Below are 15,226 nucleotides of genomic sequence, written 5' to 3'. Positions count from 1 at the left end.
AGTATTTTTTGTGAACCGGATTTTAATAAAAATTTTTTTTATAGTGAGCATCTCTTTTATCTCTTTGTATGCAGATGTTCAATTAATTAAAAAACAAAACAGTGACTCAAATACGACACTTCTTGTTATTGGAGGTATCCACGGAGATGAACCGGGTGGGTACTTTTCCGCTTCAATTTTGGCAACTCATTATAAGATAAATTCAAAAAATGTCTGGATAGTACCGAACCTAAATCAAGAGAGTATCCAAAAAAATGCCAGAGGTATTCATGGAGATATGAATAGAAAATTCTCTATTATTGAGGATAAGGATAAAGATAAAGAGGTTATCCAAGAGGTCAAAAAAATAATTCTCCAAAAAAATGTATCTTTAGTTTTAAATCTGCATGACGGAAACGGATTTTATAGAAAAACAGATAAAGGAAGTATTTTTAATGCAAATGCTTGGGGTCAAACATGTGTAATTGATCAATGTGACTTAAACAAAAGCCAACCGTTTGGTGATTTAAGCAAAATTGCTCTTAATGTTAAAGATGGAATAAATAAAAAACTAATCAAAGAGCATCATACTTTCGATGTAAAAAATACTAATACTAAATTTGATGATGAAGCGATGCAACTCTCGCTTACATATTTTGCCGTTACTAACAATAAACCGGCTTTTGCAATAGAGAGCAGTAAAAATCTGCCCTCCTTATCTCAAAAAGTATTTTATCATCTTTTGGCAATTGAAGAATTTATGAATATAATGAATATATCTTTTTCAAGAAAATTTGATTTAACCGAAGAAAATATAGATGCATTACTAAAAAATTACGGTAATTTAACCATTAATGACAATATATCTATCGATTTAACTGATATAAAAAAATCTTTAAGCTTTATTCCGATAAAATCAAAGGGTAATATATTTAAGTTCTCTAATCCGCTGGGAAGCGTTGTTAAAGAGGGTGAAAATTTTGTTGTTTACGTAGGTAACCAAAAAATCACTTCACTTACTCCGCAATACTTTGAATTGGTAGAGTTGTGTGAAAGTCAAAACAAATTTGATGTTATTATTGACGGAAATAAAGTTTCTTTAAATAAAACTTCAGATATTGTTGTAAATGACGATTTTAATATTGTTAAGCGAGATGGTTATCGTGTAAATGTAATTGGGTTTAAAGCAAAAGATTCTATTGACGAAAGCGGTATAAGCTTAAAGCTTAAAGATTTCGACAAAAGATACGCAATTGATACTCACGACAAAGTTTACAGGGTTGAGTTTTACAAAAATGATGAATTTTGTTTTATGTCCAAAATTCATTTTAGATAGGATTATGAAAAATGAGTAAAAAAGAACAACACTCTTTCTCCAGTGTGCTTTCTATCAATCCATACAAGAACACATATGTAAATGCGGTTTCAAATTTTTTAAATGAAACAACATCCCCAATCTACTCTAAAGAGCAGTATGTAATCTCTTATCTGAATACAAAAAGTTTTATAAATAGCTATATTGCTATAAGTAAAAATATTCCAGAAGATGATTTATATGATGCTATTTACAATAAAGCATATGAAGAACTTGGACTTGATCAGGCCATAATGTATCAGATGCAATTTGTTGAAACTTTCAATAAATTCGATGAAGACAACAGAAATTTTCATATATTTATAATTGATCCTTTAACGGTTGATGATACTTTTAAAAATGCAATTGAAAAAGTTAAATATATTGATTACATCATACCTTCGCCGTTACTTTTTAAATCACTTTACGCAAAAGAGATTTTAGTAGAAAGCGGTGTTCACTGTTTCATCTATTTTCAGGAAAATGACACTTTTATTACTATTTATAATGAAAAAAACTTCATATATACTAAGTCTATAAATTATTCATTCCCGCAAATGCATGAGAGATTTTGTGAAATATACGGTGAGATGGTCGAATATGAAGATTTTATCAATTTTCTATCGCGCGAAGATTTAAAAACTACCGATAGCAACTATAAAACACACATAATCAAGCTCTACAAAGAGATATTTGCAAATATCAATGATATTTTGACATATGTAAAAAGAGCTTTAAATATAGATAAGATAGATTGTATATTTATAGATTCTCAACTTCATACCACAACTAAACTAGATGAAATGGCGGAAGTAGAGCTAAGCATCAGAAGCAGAAGTTTCGATTTTGATTACGGATTTGAAAACAAAGAGAATCATATCGATCATCTTCATTCTCTTATGCACGTCTATGCTACTATTTTAGAAAAAGACGGTTATGATTGTAACTTTACGACTTATCACCGTCCACCTGAATTTGCGAAGAGAGAGAGCGGTCGTGCCATCTTACTTGCCGTTGCTTCACTTGTGCTTGCTTTTGCATACCCGGTTTCTTATTGGACACTTACATATGCTCAATCACTGCAATACAAGCTTCTCGAAGATGAGTATGGAACTCTTCATAACACTAAAATAGTAAGAGAAGCTACCTTAAAAAGCAAAGAAGCAGACAAAGATAGAGTTTCAAAATTAGTAGCACATGAAGAACAAGAGTATGTTGAAAAGAAAAATACACTTATAAAAATTCATGATGTTAAAGTTAACTATCCGATGAAAGCAGATCTTATACATATGCTTACAAAAGATTTAAATAAATTCAATGTAAAGTTGGAATCAGCTTTATATGCAGAAAAGACAAATAAAAGTGGTACAAAGAAAGAGTTGAGTCTAAAATTGGCATCATCTGATGATAAAAAAATCACAGATATGATTAAATATCTTACAAAAACTTATGAAGGAAAGTTTCATTTCTCTATAGATGATATATCATATGAAGAGAAAACGAAACTATACCTTGGTGAGTTGAAAGTGAATCTATTATGAATTTCAAACTGATGATAGAAAATACCTTACATAAAATCGATAATTTTTTTAAGGAAAAATCTCAAAAAGATATTTATATGATATATGTCATGGTGGCTGCAGTTCTCTTTGCTGCAGCTTATCCGTTTTATAACTTGTCTCTTAACGAGTTTAACGACGCAAGAAAAAAAGTTACCGATATTACTGCAAAGATAAATGAAGATAAAATTTACTTAAATGTAAACACTGAAGCAAAAGTGGCTAAACTAGATCAAGAGATTAAGGCTTTTGAGGCTGAATTGGTAGTTCAAAAAAATAAAAACAGCTATATAAAGAACAAAATAGAAACGATATCTTCACTTATCTATGATGAAAAAGCATGGGGAGCATATCTTAACTCTATATCCATAAATGCAAAAAAACACGATATTCATATAATTAACTTTGCAAATAGCTATTCGGAGAATAACAGCTCTGCTTTTGGTCATGTTTTAGATATTTCTCTTGAAGTCAAAGGTAATTATTTAGATACCGTTAAGTTTATAAACTCTCTGGAACAGAGTGAATTAGTTGTTGATATACATGACTTTAGTATAAAAGCACAAAATGCGCTAAACAGTGATATTAACATTTCAGTTTGGGGGATTACTTACCGATGAAAACAACATTAATAACGCTGGTTGCACTTTTTCTAAGCACTACTCTCTTGGCTGTTAGTGAGCTGGAGTGGGTTGATCAACAAATAGAAGCAATTAAACCGCCGAGAAAAGGCGTGGAGATTTTAAATATTGAGGATCCTTTTATTTTCTTGCAAAAGAGTAGAGCCGACAAAAAAGAGGGAGCGGTTGCTGCTACACCGCAAATTGCAGCTCCCGCTTTAAAACCGGTTTGTGTCGACTCCAATACCTCCAAGTCTGATAAAAGCGGTACCAAAAAAGATGAGTTAAGCTTAAATACAATCATTAATTCTTCGGCTATGATTGACGGCAATTGGTATAAAATAAGTGATAAAGTTAGCAGTTACACGATAGTTGACATTAGTAAAACTACCGTAACTCTAAAAAAAGGTGATAAAGAGCTTATCTTATCAACATATAGTAAAACACCAACTCTAAAATTCAAAAATAAGTAGGGCAGATTCATGAAACTTATAAAAACAACAATGTACTCAACGCTTTTAGCGTTTCTACTTTCAAGCAATACTTTTGCGGCCGATTGTTCTTATGAACTATTTAGCATTAGCTCAACGAAAAACACTAAAATAATAGATTTCATAGAACAACTTAGTGATGTGTGTCAATTTAGTATTATCGTTACCGATCCGGATGCTCAAGAGTTCTTAAACAGTAATTTGAATAAAACAAATCTAAACAACTTAACTGTAGATGAAGTTTTTCACCTTATCTTAAAAGAGAATAATCTTGCATACACTCTTGAAAACAACATTTTAAAAATCTCATATCTTGAAACTAGAATGTTTAATGTTGACTATATTCTTTCGCAAAGAAAAAGTGAATCCAAGACAAACATAACACTCTCCTCAGAAGGAGCCGGTAAAACAACTTCTACAACAGGAACGACAACGACTACAACTGCTTCTCAAGAGCTTGGCGGAGGAGCCGCAGGTAAATCAGGCATGAAAATAGACAGCAAAGATGAAGTAGCATTTTGGCATCAGCTAGATTTGGAATTTCAAGAAGTTTTAAACAGACCGCAAGATGTATACAAAGCACAAGCTCCGATAATAAATAAAAATGCCGGTATTATCACTGTTACGGCAACAGTTAAACAGATGGAGAGATTTGAACAATATCTTAAAAAACTTCAAGACAAAGTACAACTTCAAGTTTTAATAGATGTTCAACTGCTCTCTGTAACTCTTAGTGACGGTAAAACTACCGGTGTTGATTGGTCTCAGCTATATAAACTTCAAGATATAGATATGAGTATTGATAAGCTGTTTCATAAAAATGTATCAGAATTTAAAGATGATAAGATTACGACGGCAATCGCGGGCGGCGGAGCTGCTGAAAACTCTCACCTTATAAAGCTGAGCGCTAGCGGGAAATTAAACGAAGTTATAAAATTTCTTAAAACTCAAGGAGATGTAACTTCAATCTCAAATCCAAAAGTTTTGACATTAAACAATCAACCGGCGCTTATTACTGCCGGTACGGAGTACTTTTATAAAATAATAAGTACACAAACTTTGGCAACCGGAACAAGCGGAACGCAAAGTACAAGTGAAGATCTTCAGTCGGTTTTTGCCGGTGTTCTTTTAGATATTACTCCTGAAATTTCAGGTGATAATACCATTACGCTAAAAATAAACCCTTCTTTGTCTGAAACGACATCAGATGTTTCTAGTGTTGCAGCTGCAGATAGAACTATGCCGCCTGACCTTCGCCGTCGCCAACTATCGTCTGTTGTAACCGTAAAAGACGGAAACCGTATTATTTTAGGCGGATTAATTAACACAAGTAATAATATAAACAAAAATAAAGTTCCTATTTTAGGTGATATCCCTATTTTAAACTATCTGTTTAAATATGAGAATAAACAAAAAATTACTCAAGAGCTTGTTATTGTAATAGAACCGCACATTATTAGAAAAGACAAAAAAGACCTATCTTTATCAGATTTAGGTTATCAAGGTCTTTCTGAAAAAGTTATGCTTAATGCTAAAGATGCGATTATGATTACTACAGATAGCAAAAAAGAGGAAAATTGAAACCGAGTATCTATGAAAACTCAAGGGATGTTTTTTTAGATACCGTAAACGCTAATGATTACATACAGCTTGAAAGAGTATCTAGCATCTATCAATCTTTGAAAAATTCGATTGAAAAGCCGCTAAAGATGATACTCTTGTACGGTAAGCCGGGTACGGGTAAGAGCATGTTTTTATCAAAATTGCACCAGACTCTTATATCTACCCAAAAAGCTTATTTATATAAAACACCCATATTGGACGAAAGTGAATTTTTCAAAACACTCGCTCAAGATTTATACAATATGAAATACGATAGTGAGTTGAATTTTACGCAATTTATGAAAGTAGTAGAAAATACGGAACTTGGTGAGATGGCAACTCCACTTATACTTTTGGATGAAGCACAACTCTACTCTACCACAATGATGGAAAAGATTAGACTCCTTTCAGATACGAGAAAGGTGAAATTTGTAATTGCTCTTCATAAAACAGAAAAAGAAGACTTGATTGCAAAAGAACATTTTCAAACTAGAATTTGGGAAAGCATAAAACTAGACAATGCTTCAACTTCAGAGCTAAAAATATATATTCAAAAAAAACTGATGAAGGCAAACTGCTTGGATACCGCAAATATGTTTACTCAAAAATCAGTAAATCTAATTCATAAACTGACAAACGGGAACTACAGAAACACAAACAAGTTGCTGTATTCACTATTTGATATATATATGCACTACGAAGAAAACAATCCAATCAAAATAAAAGGAAGCGAAATTTCAACTACAATTATAGAGATGTCCGCAATTCACACAGGATTAATCAATGCTTGATATTTATGATTTAGAGACTAGGCATAAAAAATACAAACAGAAGTTATTAATACCATATATTGCTATATCTGCAAGTACACTAGTTGTTACAGCTTCTATCGCTTTTTTTGTTTTATACGATTTTGATTCTAAAATTGAACATCAGCCGCAACAGCAACTGATTACACAAGAAAGCACTGTAAAATCCGTACCACAAATCGAAAAGCCAACACCTCAAAATGATATGGCTAAAAAAGATGATGTTTTAGCAGCGTCTCAAGATTCTGCTGCTAAGAATATTGCAACACCTCAACAAACAGTAGCAAAGCAGGAACCTGCTGTTAAAGAAGATATCAAAACTACGCCAACGGAAGAAAAAGCAGAAGAAAAAGTTGTACTTTCTCCATCACTGAATTTTATAAATAATATAAAGTCACAAACACCTCCACCTAAAGAGGTAAAAAAAAGTATTCAAGAAGCTCAGAAAAAACAAGAAGAAGTAGTACCTGTTGTAGTGCAAGAGGTAAAAAAAACTTCCGTGCAGCCGCAAAATAAGCGAGAAGTAGTAGTACCTGCACCGCCAACAATAGTAGAAGAACGTTTAGAACCCGTATCAAAAGCGGATAATAAAAATAGTATTGATATAAAAAGAAAAAATAATGATGAAGATGATATTAAAGACGTTATAAAAAGATTTAATGTCAATCACAACCCTGCCTTGAGCCTTTTTGTCGCTAAAAGATATTATCAATTAGGTGAATACGAAAAAGCTTACAATTATGCTTTAACAACAAATGAAATAAATAATAATATGGAAGAGAGTTGGATTATATTTTCAAAATCACTTGTAAAAATGAACAAAAAAGATATGGCAGTAGAAACTCTTAAAAAGTATATCAGTCATTCACAATCTTCGCAAGCAAAACAGTTACTTGATGAGATTCAATTAGGAAAATTTAAATGAAAATATTATTAGCAGCGCTAATTGCAATCAGTTTATATGCAGATATAAAGCAGGAGATGCTTGATTTTTACCAAAAAAAAGAGTATGAAAATGTCTGCGAACTTGGTTTTAAAAATTTTATTGCTTATTCAAAGGATGAAGAGTATGTATCTTTATATGCATTCTCCTGTTTAAATGTTGATCACATAGATCGTTTATCCGTACCGATTACGACGTTGAAATTTTCACAAGAAGCACGCTCAAATGCTTCATATTTTTCTATTATACTTATGCAAAAAAAACTTCTATATCACGCCCTAATGGATAATTATGATATATCCTCCTTAAATTTTCCGACTACGGATTATGTTTTATCAAAAGTTTTTGATCTCTATTCTAAGCTTAAAAAAGGGGAGCGAAAAGATTTCTATATTTTTGAAGATAAAAACGATAATAAACTAAAATATAAACTTTATCTTATAAAAGATGATAAAATTGATAAAATGATTATCGAAGAATTTTATAATTCGGTAAGCATTAAAAAACATGTTTACTGGTAGGAAACATTATGGATAGGATAACATCGGATTTACTAGCAAACGGCTCTATAATGAAGAGTCAAGTTGATAGATTAATTGCTAAAGGTCTTGATACAAATCTAATTCTAAGAGATATAACCATATCCGGATTTATGACAATGGACAGACTTGTGCGCTTCATTGTCGATAAAATACAAAGCGGTGAATATGATTTATCTATAATTAATAATTATGACTATATCCAAGAAAAAGATGTACTCTTAAAATTAGCTCAAAAACAAAATGTTCCATTCCTTGACTTAGATTCGATAGATATGGACTATAGACTTACGGAAAAAGTATCGCTTGTTCAACTAAAAAAATATAATGCCCTGCCAATATCTGAAGATGAGTTAAGTATTACCGTAGCTTTTTGCGATCCGCTAAACATTGAAGCCCAAGAGTCCGTACAAAGGCTTTTTCCAAAAAAACCGATAAAAATAGCAGTAGCAACAAAAAAACAGATTGAATCATATCTATTTAAAGTAGAACTAAAAGATAGCGTAAAAGGTTTAGTAAAAAAAATCAGAGATGAGCTAAACTCTATCAATTCAATAGAAGAACAACAAGAAGCTTCTTCTATCCTGCTTTTAATTGATGTTATTTTAAATGCCTGCATTAAAGCCCGTGCTAGCGATGTTCACATCGAACCGACAGAGAAAAATTGTGTTGTTCGAACTCGTATTGACGGAAAACTTATTGAGATATTCATCTTTGAAAAAGATATTTATCCCCCGCTTGCTTCTAGGCTTAAACTTCTTGCAAATCTTGATATCGCCGAGAAAAGAAAGCCTCAAGATGGGCGTTTTTCGACATTGGTCGGTTCTAAAGAGTTTGATTTTCGTATATCTACGCTTCCGATCTTATACGGCGAATCTGTCGTTATGAGGGTGCTTGATAAACAAAAAGCGCTTGTTAAACTTGAAGATGCTGGAATGGATAGCGTGAGTTATCAAAAATTTTTAAAGGCGCTTAAAACTCCTTACGGTATCATACTAGTTACCGGTCCTACTGGAAGCGGTAAAACAACAACGCTCTACGGTGCTTTAAATGAACTTAGAAATGTTGAAGACAAGGTTATTACGGTTGAAGATCCTGTAGAATATAGAATGAATCTTATTCAACAAGTACAAGTAAATCCGAAAGTCGGATTAACTTTTGCTGCTGCACTTAGATCTATTTTAAGACAAGATCCTGATAAAATAATGATCGGTGAAATTCGTGATTCAGAAACGCTGGAAATAGCAGTAAAGGCCGCACTAACTGGTCACTTAGTAATATCGACGCTACATACAAACGACTCAATTAGCGCCGTTACTCGTATGGTAGATATGGGGGTCGCTCCATATCTTATTAGCGGTTCTTTAGTTGCTATACAAGCTCAAAGACTTGTTAGAAAGATTTGCTTACATTGCAAAACGGAGGAAAAAATTTCTATTTCTTCACTTGAAGAGCTAAAACATTTAGTTCCTCAGGATAGTAAATTTTATATTGGGAAAGGATGCAAAGAGTGTAATGAGACCGGATATATGGGCAGAGAGATGATTTGTGAAGTTTTAGTTGTAAATGAAAAAATATCATCTCTAATTGCAAAAAATGCATCGGTTCAAGCTCTACATGCTCAGGCGATTGAAGATGGATTTGTAGGAATCTTTGAAAACGGTATCAGCAAAGCTCTTGCCGGCATTACAAGTTTAGAAGAAATTTTAAGGGTGGCAAAATAATGAAATACTTTATAGCAACTATACTTTCTAAAGGTAAAAAAGAAGAAGTTGGGATATATGCCGATGATAGAAAACAAGCCAATGAGCTTATGAAACTAAAACATTCGGGAATAATAATTAAAATTGCGGAGGGAGAAGAACCGCTAGAGGCAAGGTGGAGGAGATTTAAAGTAGATTTGCTTAGCAATGTTAAAAAAAGAAAGATAAAACCGGATGCTCTTATAGCTTCTATTAGACAGCTAGCCGTTATGACGAATGCCGGTATTTCAATTTATGATTCGCTAAACGAAATTGCAAAATCTACTACTGATGAAAATTTAAAACTAGTTTTTGGCAAACTGGCAGAAGATATTAACTCTGGACACTCCCTCTCAAAATCTATGGAAAATTTCCGTTTTGAATTAGGCAATTTAGCAATTGCAATGGTGCAACTCGGTGAAAAAACCGGTAATTTGGATGATGCGCTCTACTCTCTTGCCGATATGCTTGAAGAAATTCGTGCAAATGTTGTTAAGTTTAAAAAAGCAATGGCATATCCGAGAAATGTTATGATAGCTATGGCTATTGCTTTTACTGTTCTAATATCTTATGTTGTTCCTCAATTTAAGACAATTTTTGAAGAACTTCATGCTGAGCTGCCATTGCCAACACAAATTTTATTAAAATTAGAGCATCTATTTAATAATTACGGATTGTATGTACTCGCTGTTTTAGTTATATCATTTTCAATCTTTAAGTATCTGATAAATAACTATAAAGACATTAGATATGGATGGCATCAAGTTTTATTAAAAACATATCTTATTAAAAATATTATTATGTTTGCTACACTTAGTCGTTTTACACTTGTATTTTCTGAGCTTATTAAAGCAGGAATTCCGATTGCAGAGGCACTTGATACTTCAATCTCGATGATAGATAGTCTTCCCCTAAAAATGAGACTCTCTTCTGTAAGAATGGCTGTTGAAAAAGGTTCATCTTTACATGAGGGCTTACAAGAGACGGGGCTATTTGAAAATATGATTATTCAAATGATTAGTGCAGGTGAGGATAGCGGTACACTAGATACCATGGTAGGCAAAGTTGCCGAGTACTACAAAATGAGATTTGATGCAATTATTGAGGGGCTCGCAGAGGCGATTGAACCTATTATGTTGCTTATTCTTGCTTCTATGGTTCTTTTACTTGCTCTTGGTATTTTCTTGCCTATGTGGGATATGGGAAATGCAGTTCACGGAAGAAAGTAGTAGAGTAAAACTTACTCTATCTTTCTTATGTTTATTAGTATTTGACCTTACGCACTAAAAGTACGTAACATCAGTTAGTATGTTTAAAAAATATGTTTGCCGTTATGCTATATTGGTAAATACTTTTTGAACATCCTCATCATCTTCAAGCTTATTTAAAATCTTATCTATATCTGCTTGCTGCTGTTCTGTAATTGAAATAGGAGAATTTGGCATTCTTTCTAAGTTAGCTTTTGTAATTTCGATTCCCATATTTTCTAAAGCACTGTTAATCGTACCAAAACTTGTAAAATCCGCCGTTACCATAACAACACCGTCTTCAGATTCTATCTCTTCTAGTCCTGCATCGATAAGTTCCAATTCAAGTTCTTCTAAATTCATACCACTCTTTAACGGAAATTCAAAAAGCGCTTTTCTGTCAAACATAAACTCTAACGAACCTTTTGTAAGCATCTCTCCGCCATGTTTAGTAAGTATATTTTTTACATTTGCGACGGTTCTTGTATTGTTATCAGTCATACACTCTATAAAAATTTGAACTCCATGCGGAGCTTTTCCTTCAAAATTCACCTCTAACATACTTGCCGTATCTTTAGAAGTTGCTCTTTTGATAGCCGCTTCAATATTGTCTTTTGGCATATTTTCAGCTTTTGCATTAAGAATTGCCGTACGGAGTTTGGCATTCATATCGGGGTCCGTCCCACCCTCTTTTGCTGCCATAGTAATTATTTTTCCCAATTTAGGAAACAATGTCGACATTGCCCCCCATCTTTTTAATTTTGATGCTTTTCTATATTCAAACGCTCTACCCATCCATTCTCCTTTACATCTTTTTATACATTCTTATGTATTTTCACTCGTTCAAAAAATTAAAAATGTATAATAACATATTAGAATATACGGAAAATTTAAATACAACTAAGTTTTAGAATTAAGAACTGTTTTTTAATACATTTAGTAAATTATTTACTAAAATTCAAGTTTATTTTAAAGTCGGTATATATTTTGATAATTCTTCAAGTTCGCTATCGCTAAAATTTGACACTTTTTCAGTCATTGTACTACCCATACTATACTCGCTTCTTTTTCCTTCTTTATAACCTTTTAAAGCAGCTAATATTTCCGGCTGCGATAAACTATTTGGAAGTTTAGATACGCCCATACAACTTTCATTCATTTTTGAACCGTGACATTCAGAACAGACTTTTGAAACAATATCTTGTGCAGATGATGCAAAGATTAAAATTGGAAAAGCTGTTAGCAAAATTAATTTTTTCATAGCAATACCCTCTTTTTTATGATATGTGTAAATTGCATTATACACTAAATTTATGATTCAGAATAGACTTAACCATAGACCTAGAAAAGTGCTTGGATATAAAACTCCATATGAAGTATTTTTCAGTGAAATGAGTAAAAAGTTAGCTAGTTAATTTTAGGTGAAAATTGCACTTGATATTAGAATTGGCGAAGTCTTTGAAAGTTCGTATTTTAGGAAGTTTGTAAGTGGTGGGTTCTGAGTGACTCGAACACTCGACCACCCCGTTATGAGCGGGGGGCTCTAACCAACTGAGCTAAGAACCCACTGTTTGCAGGTCGGAATTATACTTTAGCTCACCTTATATTTTTCTGATATTTCAATATCCTTTTTAAAAAAGCGTATCAAGTACTTGGTTTTTAAATCGTATAGATTCAACCGAACTTCTTATAAGCCTGTTTTCCTCTTTTAGCGTATCATACTCCCCTTTTAATCTTGATACATCTCTACTCATAAAATAGATTTGCTGCTGAATATATATCTTTGGAAATAACACAACCAAAACAAAAATGATACTAAGCAAAATATATATAAGATAATTTAAATCTAAACTCTCTTTTGGGTTTAAAACTAAATTTACTTCGTTAAGCAGCTCTGTTTTTTCACTCGTAATTATTAAATCAACTTCACTTAGCAACTCTGTTTTTTCACTCGTAATTGTTATATTTACCTTTTCCGACAGCTCTATTTTTTCACTCATTACCGCTATCCGTTTCAAACACTCTCATCTTAGCACTTCTGCTTCTTGGATTTTGTTTCAACTCATCCTCTTTTGCCGTTATAGGTTTTTTTGTTAAAACTCTGCCGTATGAATGATTACCCCCGCATATACATCTCATAGCCTCCTGCGGACATATACAGCTCTCTCTCCACTTGTTAAATCTATCTTTTACGATTCTATCTTCTAACGAATGAAAAGAGATAATAGCCACTTTTGCATTTGGAAACTTCGCCTCTTCTATTGTATCTAAAAGTGACTCTAACTCGCCAAGCTCATTATTTACCTCTATCCTGATTGCCTGCATAAGAAGTGTTGAAGGATGAATTTTTTTACCAATCGGCATCAAATGTTTTGTAGCTTCGCTTAACTCTTTTGCGGAAGAAAAAGGGCGGTTATTTACGATAAAAGATGCTATTTTTTTATAGTTTCTAAGTTCGCCGTATTCTAAAAGTATTCTCTCTAACTCCTGCGTGCTATACTCATTTACTACAGTTGCCGCACTAAGAGCAGCCTCTTTATCCATTCTCATATCAAGGTTATCGCTTGAGAAAGAAAAGCCTCTATCTTTTTGATCAAGCTGAAGAGATGAAACACCGATATCGGCTAAAATACCTTTAATCTCTTTAATGTCATACTCTTTTAACATATCTTTAATCACTGACGAAAAACGACCTTTTTTAATAACTACTCTATCTTTATAAGGTTCAAGTCTTTTGGTGGAAAAATCTATTGCACTCTGATCTTGGTCTATTGCAATTAGTTTTATATACGGATTTGCCTCAAGAACCATCGAAGAGTGTCCGCCATATCCCATAGTACAGTCGATAATAACTCCGCTTTTTATATCACTGAAAATTTCTAAAACTTCCCTATAAAGAACTGGAATATGTGGAATATCTTGCATACAAAGCCTATAATATTTTTATTATATTATACATTAATTTAATTTTTATTAGTGTATGATAAAGAAAAAAATGAGAGGATACACAAATGAATTATTTAGAATTAATCGGTGGAACTGTTGCTCTGACTCTAATTGTGTTGTATATTATTTTTAAAATATTACAAAATAAGAAATTTATCGAGTTTCGCGATAAACAAGAATCCAAGGCTCAAACTGTTGAAAAAGTTGAATATAAAAGATTAGAAGTAAAAGAGGAGATTAAACCTTTAGAAGAAGTAAGTATCACCAAAACAATAGATAGAAAAAAACGCAAACTTCTTCCTCACGGTAAAATCTCAAAAGATGATTTTACAGCATTTAAAAATGTAAAAATTTTAATTGCCGAAGATAATATAATAAATCAAAAAGTAATAACTTCTCTACTATCAGACTCCGGTATAAATATAACTATTGCAAATGACGGTCAAGAAGCATTAGACATTTTAGAAAAAGATGTTAATTTTTCAGTAATACTGATGGATGCCCATATGCCCATAATTGATGGTTTTGAGGCTACAAAAATTATTCGGAAAAATCCAAAGTATGACCATATACCGGTAGTTGCTCTTAGCGGAGATACGGCATCGGATGATATTAGAAATATGTTAAATGCAGGAATGGAAGGACATCTTGAAAAACCCCTAAAGATGGATAATCTTTACGATATTATTTACATCTATACAAGCGGGGATGAAGTTAAAAATAATTCTATGGAGTCTCACATCACTGCAGAATTTAACAGCAATAAAGGATTGGAGATATGCGGAGATGATAAAAGTTTTTACCTTGAAATACTAAATGATTTTATATCAAAATACTCCGACTCTGCAGATAGACTTAAAGATCTGATAAATAGCGGAGATAGTATCGGCGCAGATAAAATGTTACTAGACATATCAGGAGTAACAGCAAATATCGGTGCAGATAACCTACACCAAATTGCTATTGACTTAAAAGATAGTATTGCCCACCCTGCGGATATGGAGTATATAAACAACTTGAAAAAATATAAAAGATCTCTAACTCAAGTTTGTGAAGCAATAAAAGAGTATCAAGCTAAGAGCTAAGCTCTGTTTAGTGCTTTTTTAACATGCTCATCAGCCATGGTGATATTCCACTCCGGCTCCCATACCAAATCAATTGTTACTTCCTTGATTCCTGCCATCTTTTTCACAGCCTCTTTTACCCACTGTTGAATCAGCTGATGCATAGGGCATGCTTTTGTTGAAAGCGTCATTTTTACATACGCATTTCCTTCATCATCACATGATGCATCATAGATAAGTCCCATCTCTACAAGATTAAAACCAACCTCAGGGTCTATTACAGTCGAAATAGCTAAAAATAGCTCCTCTTTTGTGTACATTTTATAACTCC

At 32.7% G+C, this 15,226-nt stretch carries 16 protein-coding genes and 1 tRNA gene; 11 read left to right on the top strand and 6 right to left on the bottom strand.

Translation table 11 applies throughout. The features are described from left to right. The first annotated feature begins 10 nt into the window (after positions 1-10). From PHQ93_RS02125 to PHQ93_RS02080, 10 genes are read left to right on the top strand one after another with little or no spacing between them, the layout of a single operon-like run. Positions 11-1,315 carry a M99 family carboxypeptidase catalytic domain-containing protein gene (locus PHQ93_RS02125; protein ID WP_299940262.1) on the top strand — a complete coding sequence of 435 codons (1,305 nt, stop codon included), beginning with the start codon at positions 11-13 and terminating at the stop codon, positions 1,313-1,315. A gap of 11 nt (positions 1,316-1,326) precedes the next feature. Beyond that, entirely contained in the window at positions 1,327-2,874 is a 1,548-nt protein-coding gene (locus tag PHQ93_RS02120; RefSeq protein ID WP_299940259.1) for a hypothetical protein, read from the top strand. Beyond that, positions 2,871-3,512 carry a type 4a pilus biogenesis protein PilO gene (gene pilO / locus PHQ93_RS02115; protein ID WP_299940257.1) on the top strand — a complete coding sequence of 214 codons (642 nt, stop codon included), beginning with the start codon at positions 2,871-2,873 and terminating at the stop codon, positions 3,510-3,512. Before PHQ93_RS02120 ends, pilO begins: the two co-directional genes overlap by 4 nt. Beyond that, positions 3,509-3,985 carry a hypothetical protein gene (locus PHQ93_RS02110; protein WP_299940255.1) on the top strand — a complete coding sequence of 159 codons (477 nt, stop codon included), beginning with the start codon at positions 3,509-3,511 and terminating at the stop codon, positions 3,983-3,985. Before pilO ends, PHQ93_RS02110 begins: the two co-directional genes overlap by 4 nt. Positions 3,986-3,994: 9 nt before the next feature. Further along, complete coding sequence (gene mshL / locus PHQ93_RS02105; RefSeq protein ID WP_299940252.1) at positions 3,995-5,584, top strand: pilus (MSHA type) biogenesis protein MshL; 1,590 nt, start codon at positions 3,995-3,997, stop codon at positions 5,582-5,584. Continuing rightward, entirely contained in the window at positions 5,581-6,396 is an 816-nt protein-coding gene (locus PHQ93_RS02100; protein ID WP_299940249.1) for an ATP-binding protein, read from the top strand. Before mshL ends, PHQ93_RS02100 begins: the two co-directional genes overlap by 4 nt. Next, entirely contained in the window at positions 6,389-7,339 is a 951-nt protein-coding gene (locus tag PHQ93_RS02095) for a CDC27 family protein (RefSeq protein WP_299940244.1), read from the top strand. Before PHQ93_RS02100 ends, PHQ93_RS02095 begins: the two co-directional genes overlap by 8 nt. Further along, positions 7,336-7,878, top strand: coding sequence for a hypothetical protein (locus PHQ93_RS02090; RefSeq protein WP_299940239.1), 543 nt, complete (start codon positions 7,336-7,338; stop codon positions 7,876-7,878). The genes PHQ93_RS02095 and PHQ93_RS02090 overlap by 4 nt, the downstream gene beginning before the upstream one ends. Positions 7,879-7,886: 8 nt before the next feature. Continuing rightward, positions 7,887-9,620 carry a GspE/PulE family protein gene (locus PHQ93_RS02085; protein ID WP_299940237.1) on the top strand — a complete coding sequence of 578 codons (1,734 nt, stop codon included), beginning with the start codon at positions 7,887-7,889 and terminating at the stop codon, positions 9,618-9,620. Then, on the top strand, positions 9,620-10,867 hold the full coding sequence (locus PHQ93_RS02080; protein WP_299940234.1) for a type II secretion system F family protein: 1,248 nt from the start codon (positions 9,620-9,622) through the stop codon (positions 10,865-10,867). Before PHQ93_RS02085 ends, PHQ93_RS02080 begins: the two co-directional genes overlap by 1 nt. Before the next feature lie 102 nt (positions 10,868-10,969). Here the strand turns inward: PHQ93_RS02080 and PHQ93_RS02075 are convergent, their stop codons facing one another. From PHQ93_RS02075 to rsmH, 5 genes are all read right to left on the bottom strand, one after another. Then, positions 10,970-11,680: a YebC/PmpR family DNA-binding transcriptional regulator gene (locus tag PHQ93_RS02075; protein WP_299940232.1), complete on the bottom strand. Its 711-nt coding sequence runs from the start codon at positions 11,678-11,680 to the stop codon at positions 10,970-10,972. Positions 11,681-11,849: 169 nt separating this feature from the next. Continuing rightward, positions 11,850-12,191, bottom strand: a complete 342-nt coding sequence (locus tag PHQ93_RS02070; RefSeq protein WP_299940230.1) for a c-type cytochrome — start codon at positions 12,189-12,191, stop codon at positions 11,850-11,852. Positions 12,192-12,374: 183 nt separating this feature from the next. Next, a tRNA-Ile gene (locus tag PHQ93_RS02065) sits at positions 12,375-12,451 on the bottom strand. A gap of 65 nt (positions 12,452-12,516) precedes the next feature. Beyond that, entirely contained in the window at positions 12,517-12,885 is a 369-nt protein-coding gene (locus PHQ93_RS02060) for a hypothetical protein (protein WP_299940227.1), read from the bottom strand. Further along, positions 12,878-13,810: a 16S rRNA (cytosine(1402)-N(4))-methyltransferase RsmH gene (gene rsmH, locus PHQ93_RS02055; RefSeq protein WP_299940224.1), complete on the bottom strand. Its 933-nt coding sequence runs from the start codon at positions 13,808-13,810 to the stop codon at positions 12,878-12,880. The genes PHQ93_RS02060 and rsmH overlap by 8 nt, the downstream gene beginning before the upstream one ends. 86 nt (positions 13,811-13,896) lie before the next feature. Between rsmH and PHQ93_RS02050 the strand changes: the two genes are divergently transcribed. After that, positions 13,897-14,916 (top strand): hybrid sensor histidine kinase/response regulator, encoded by a 1,020-nt coding sequence (locus PHQ93_RS02050; RefSeq protein ID WP_299940222.1) that lies wholly within the window; start codon positions 13,897-13,899, stop codon positions 14,914-14,916. On the opposite strand, the gene PHQ93_RS02045 is transcribed toward PHQ93_RS02050, so the two are convergent. Further along, complete coding sequence (locus tag PHQ93_RS02045) at positions 14,913-15,215, bottom strand: iron-sulfur cluster assembly protein (RefSeq protein WP_299940219.1); 303 nt, start codon at positions 15,213-15,215, stop codon at positions 14,913-14,915. The genes PHQ93_RS02050 and PHQ93_RS02045 overlap by 4 nt on opposite strands. Positions 15,216-15,226: the final 11 nt, after the last annotated feature.

The sequence above is a fragment of the Sulfurimonas sp. genome, from assembly GCF_028714975.1.
Taxonomy (GTDB): Bacteria; Campylobacterota; Campylobacteria; order Campylobacterales; family Sulfurimonadaceae; genus Sulfurimonas.
This window is presented reverse-complemented; position numbering and strand designations above follow the sequence as displayed.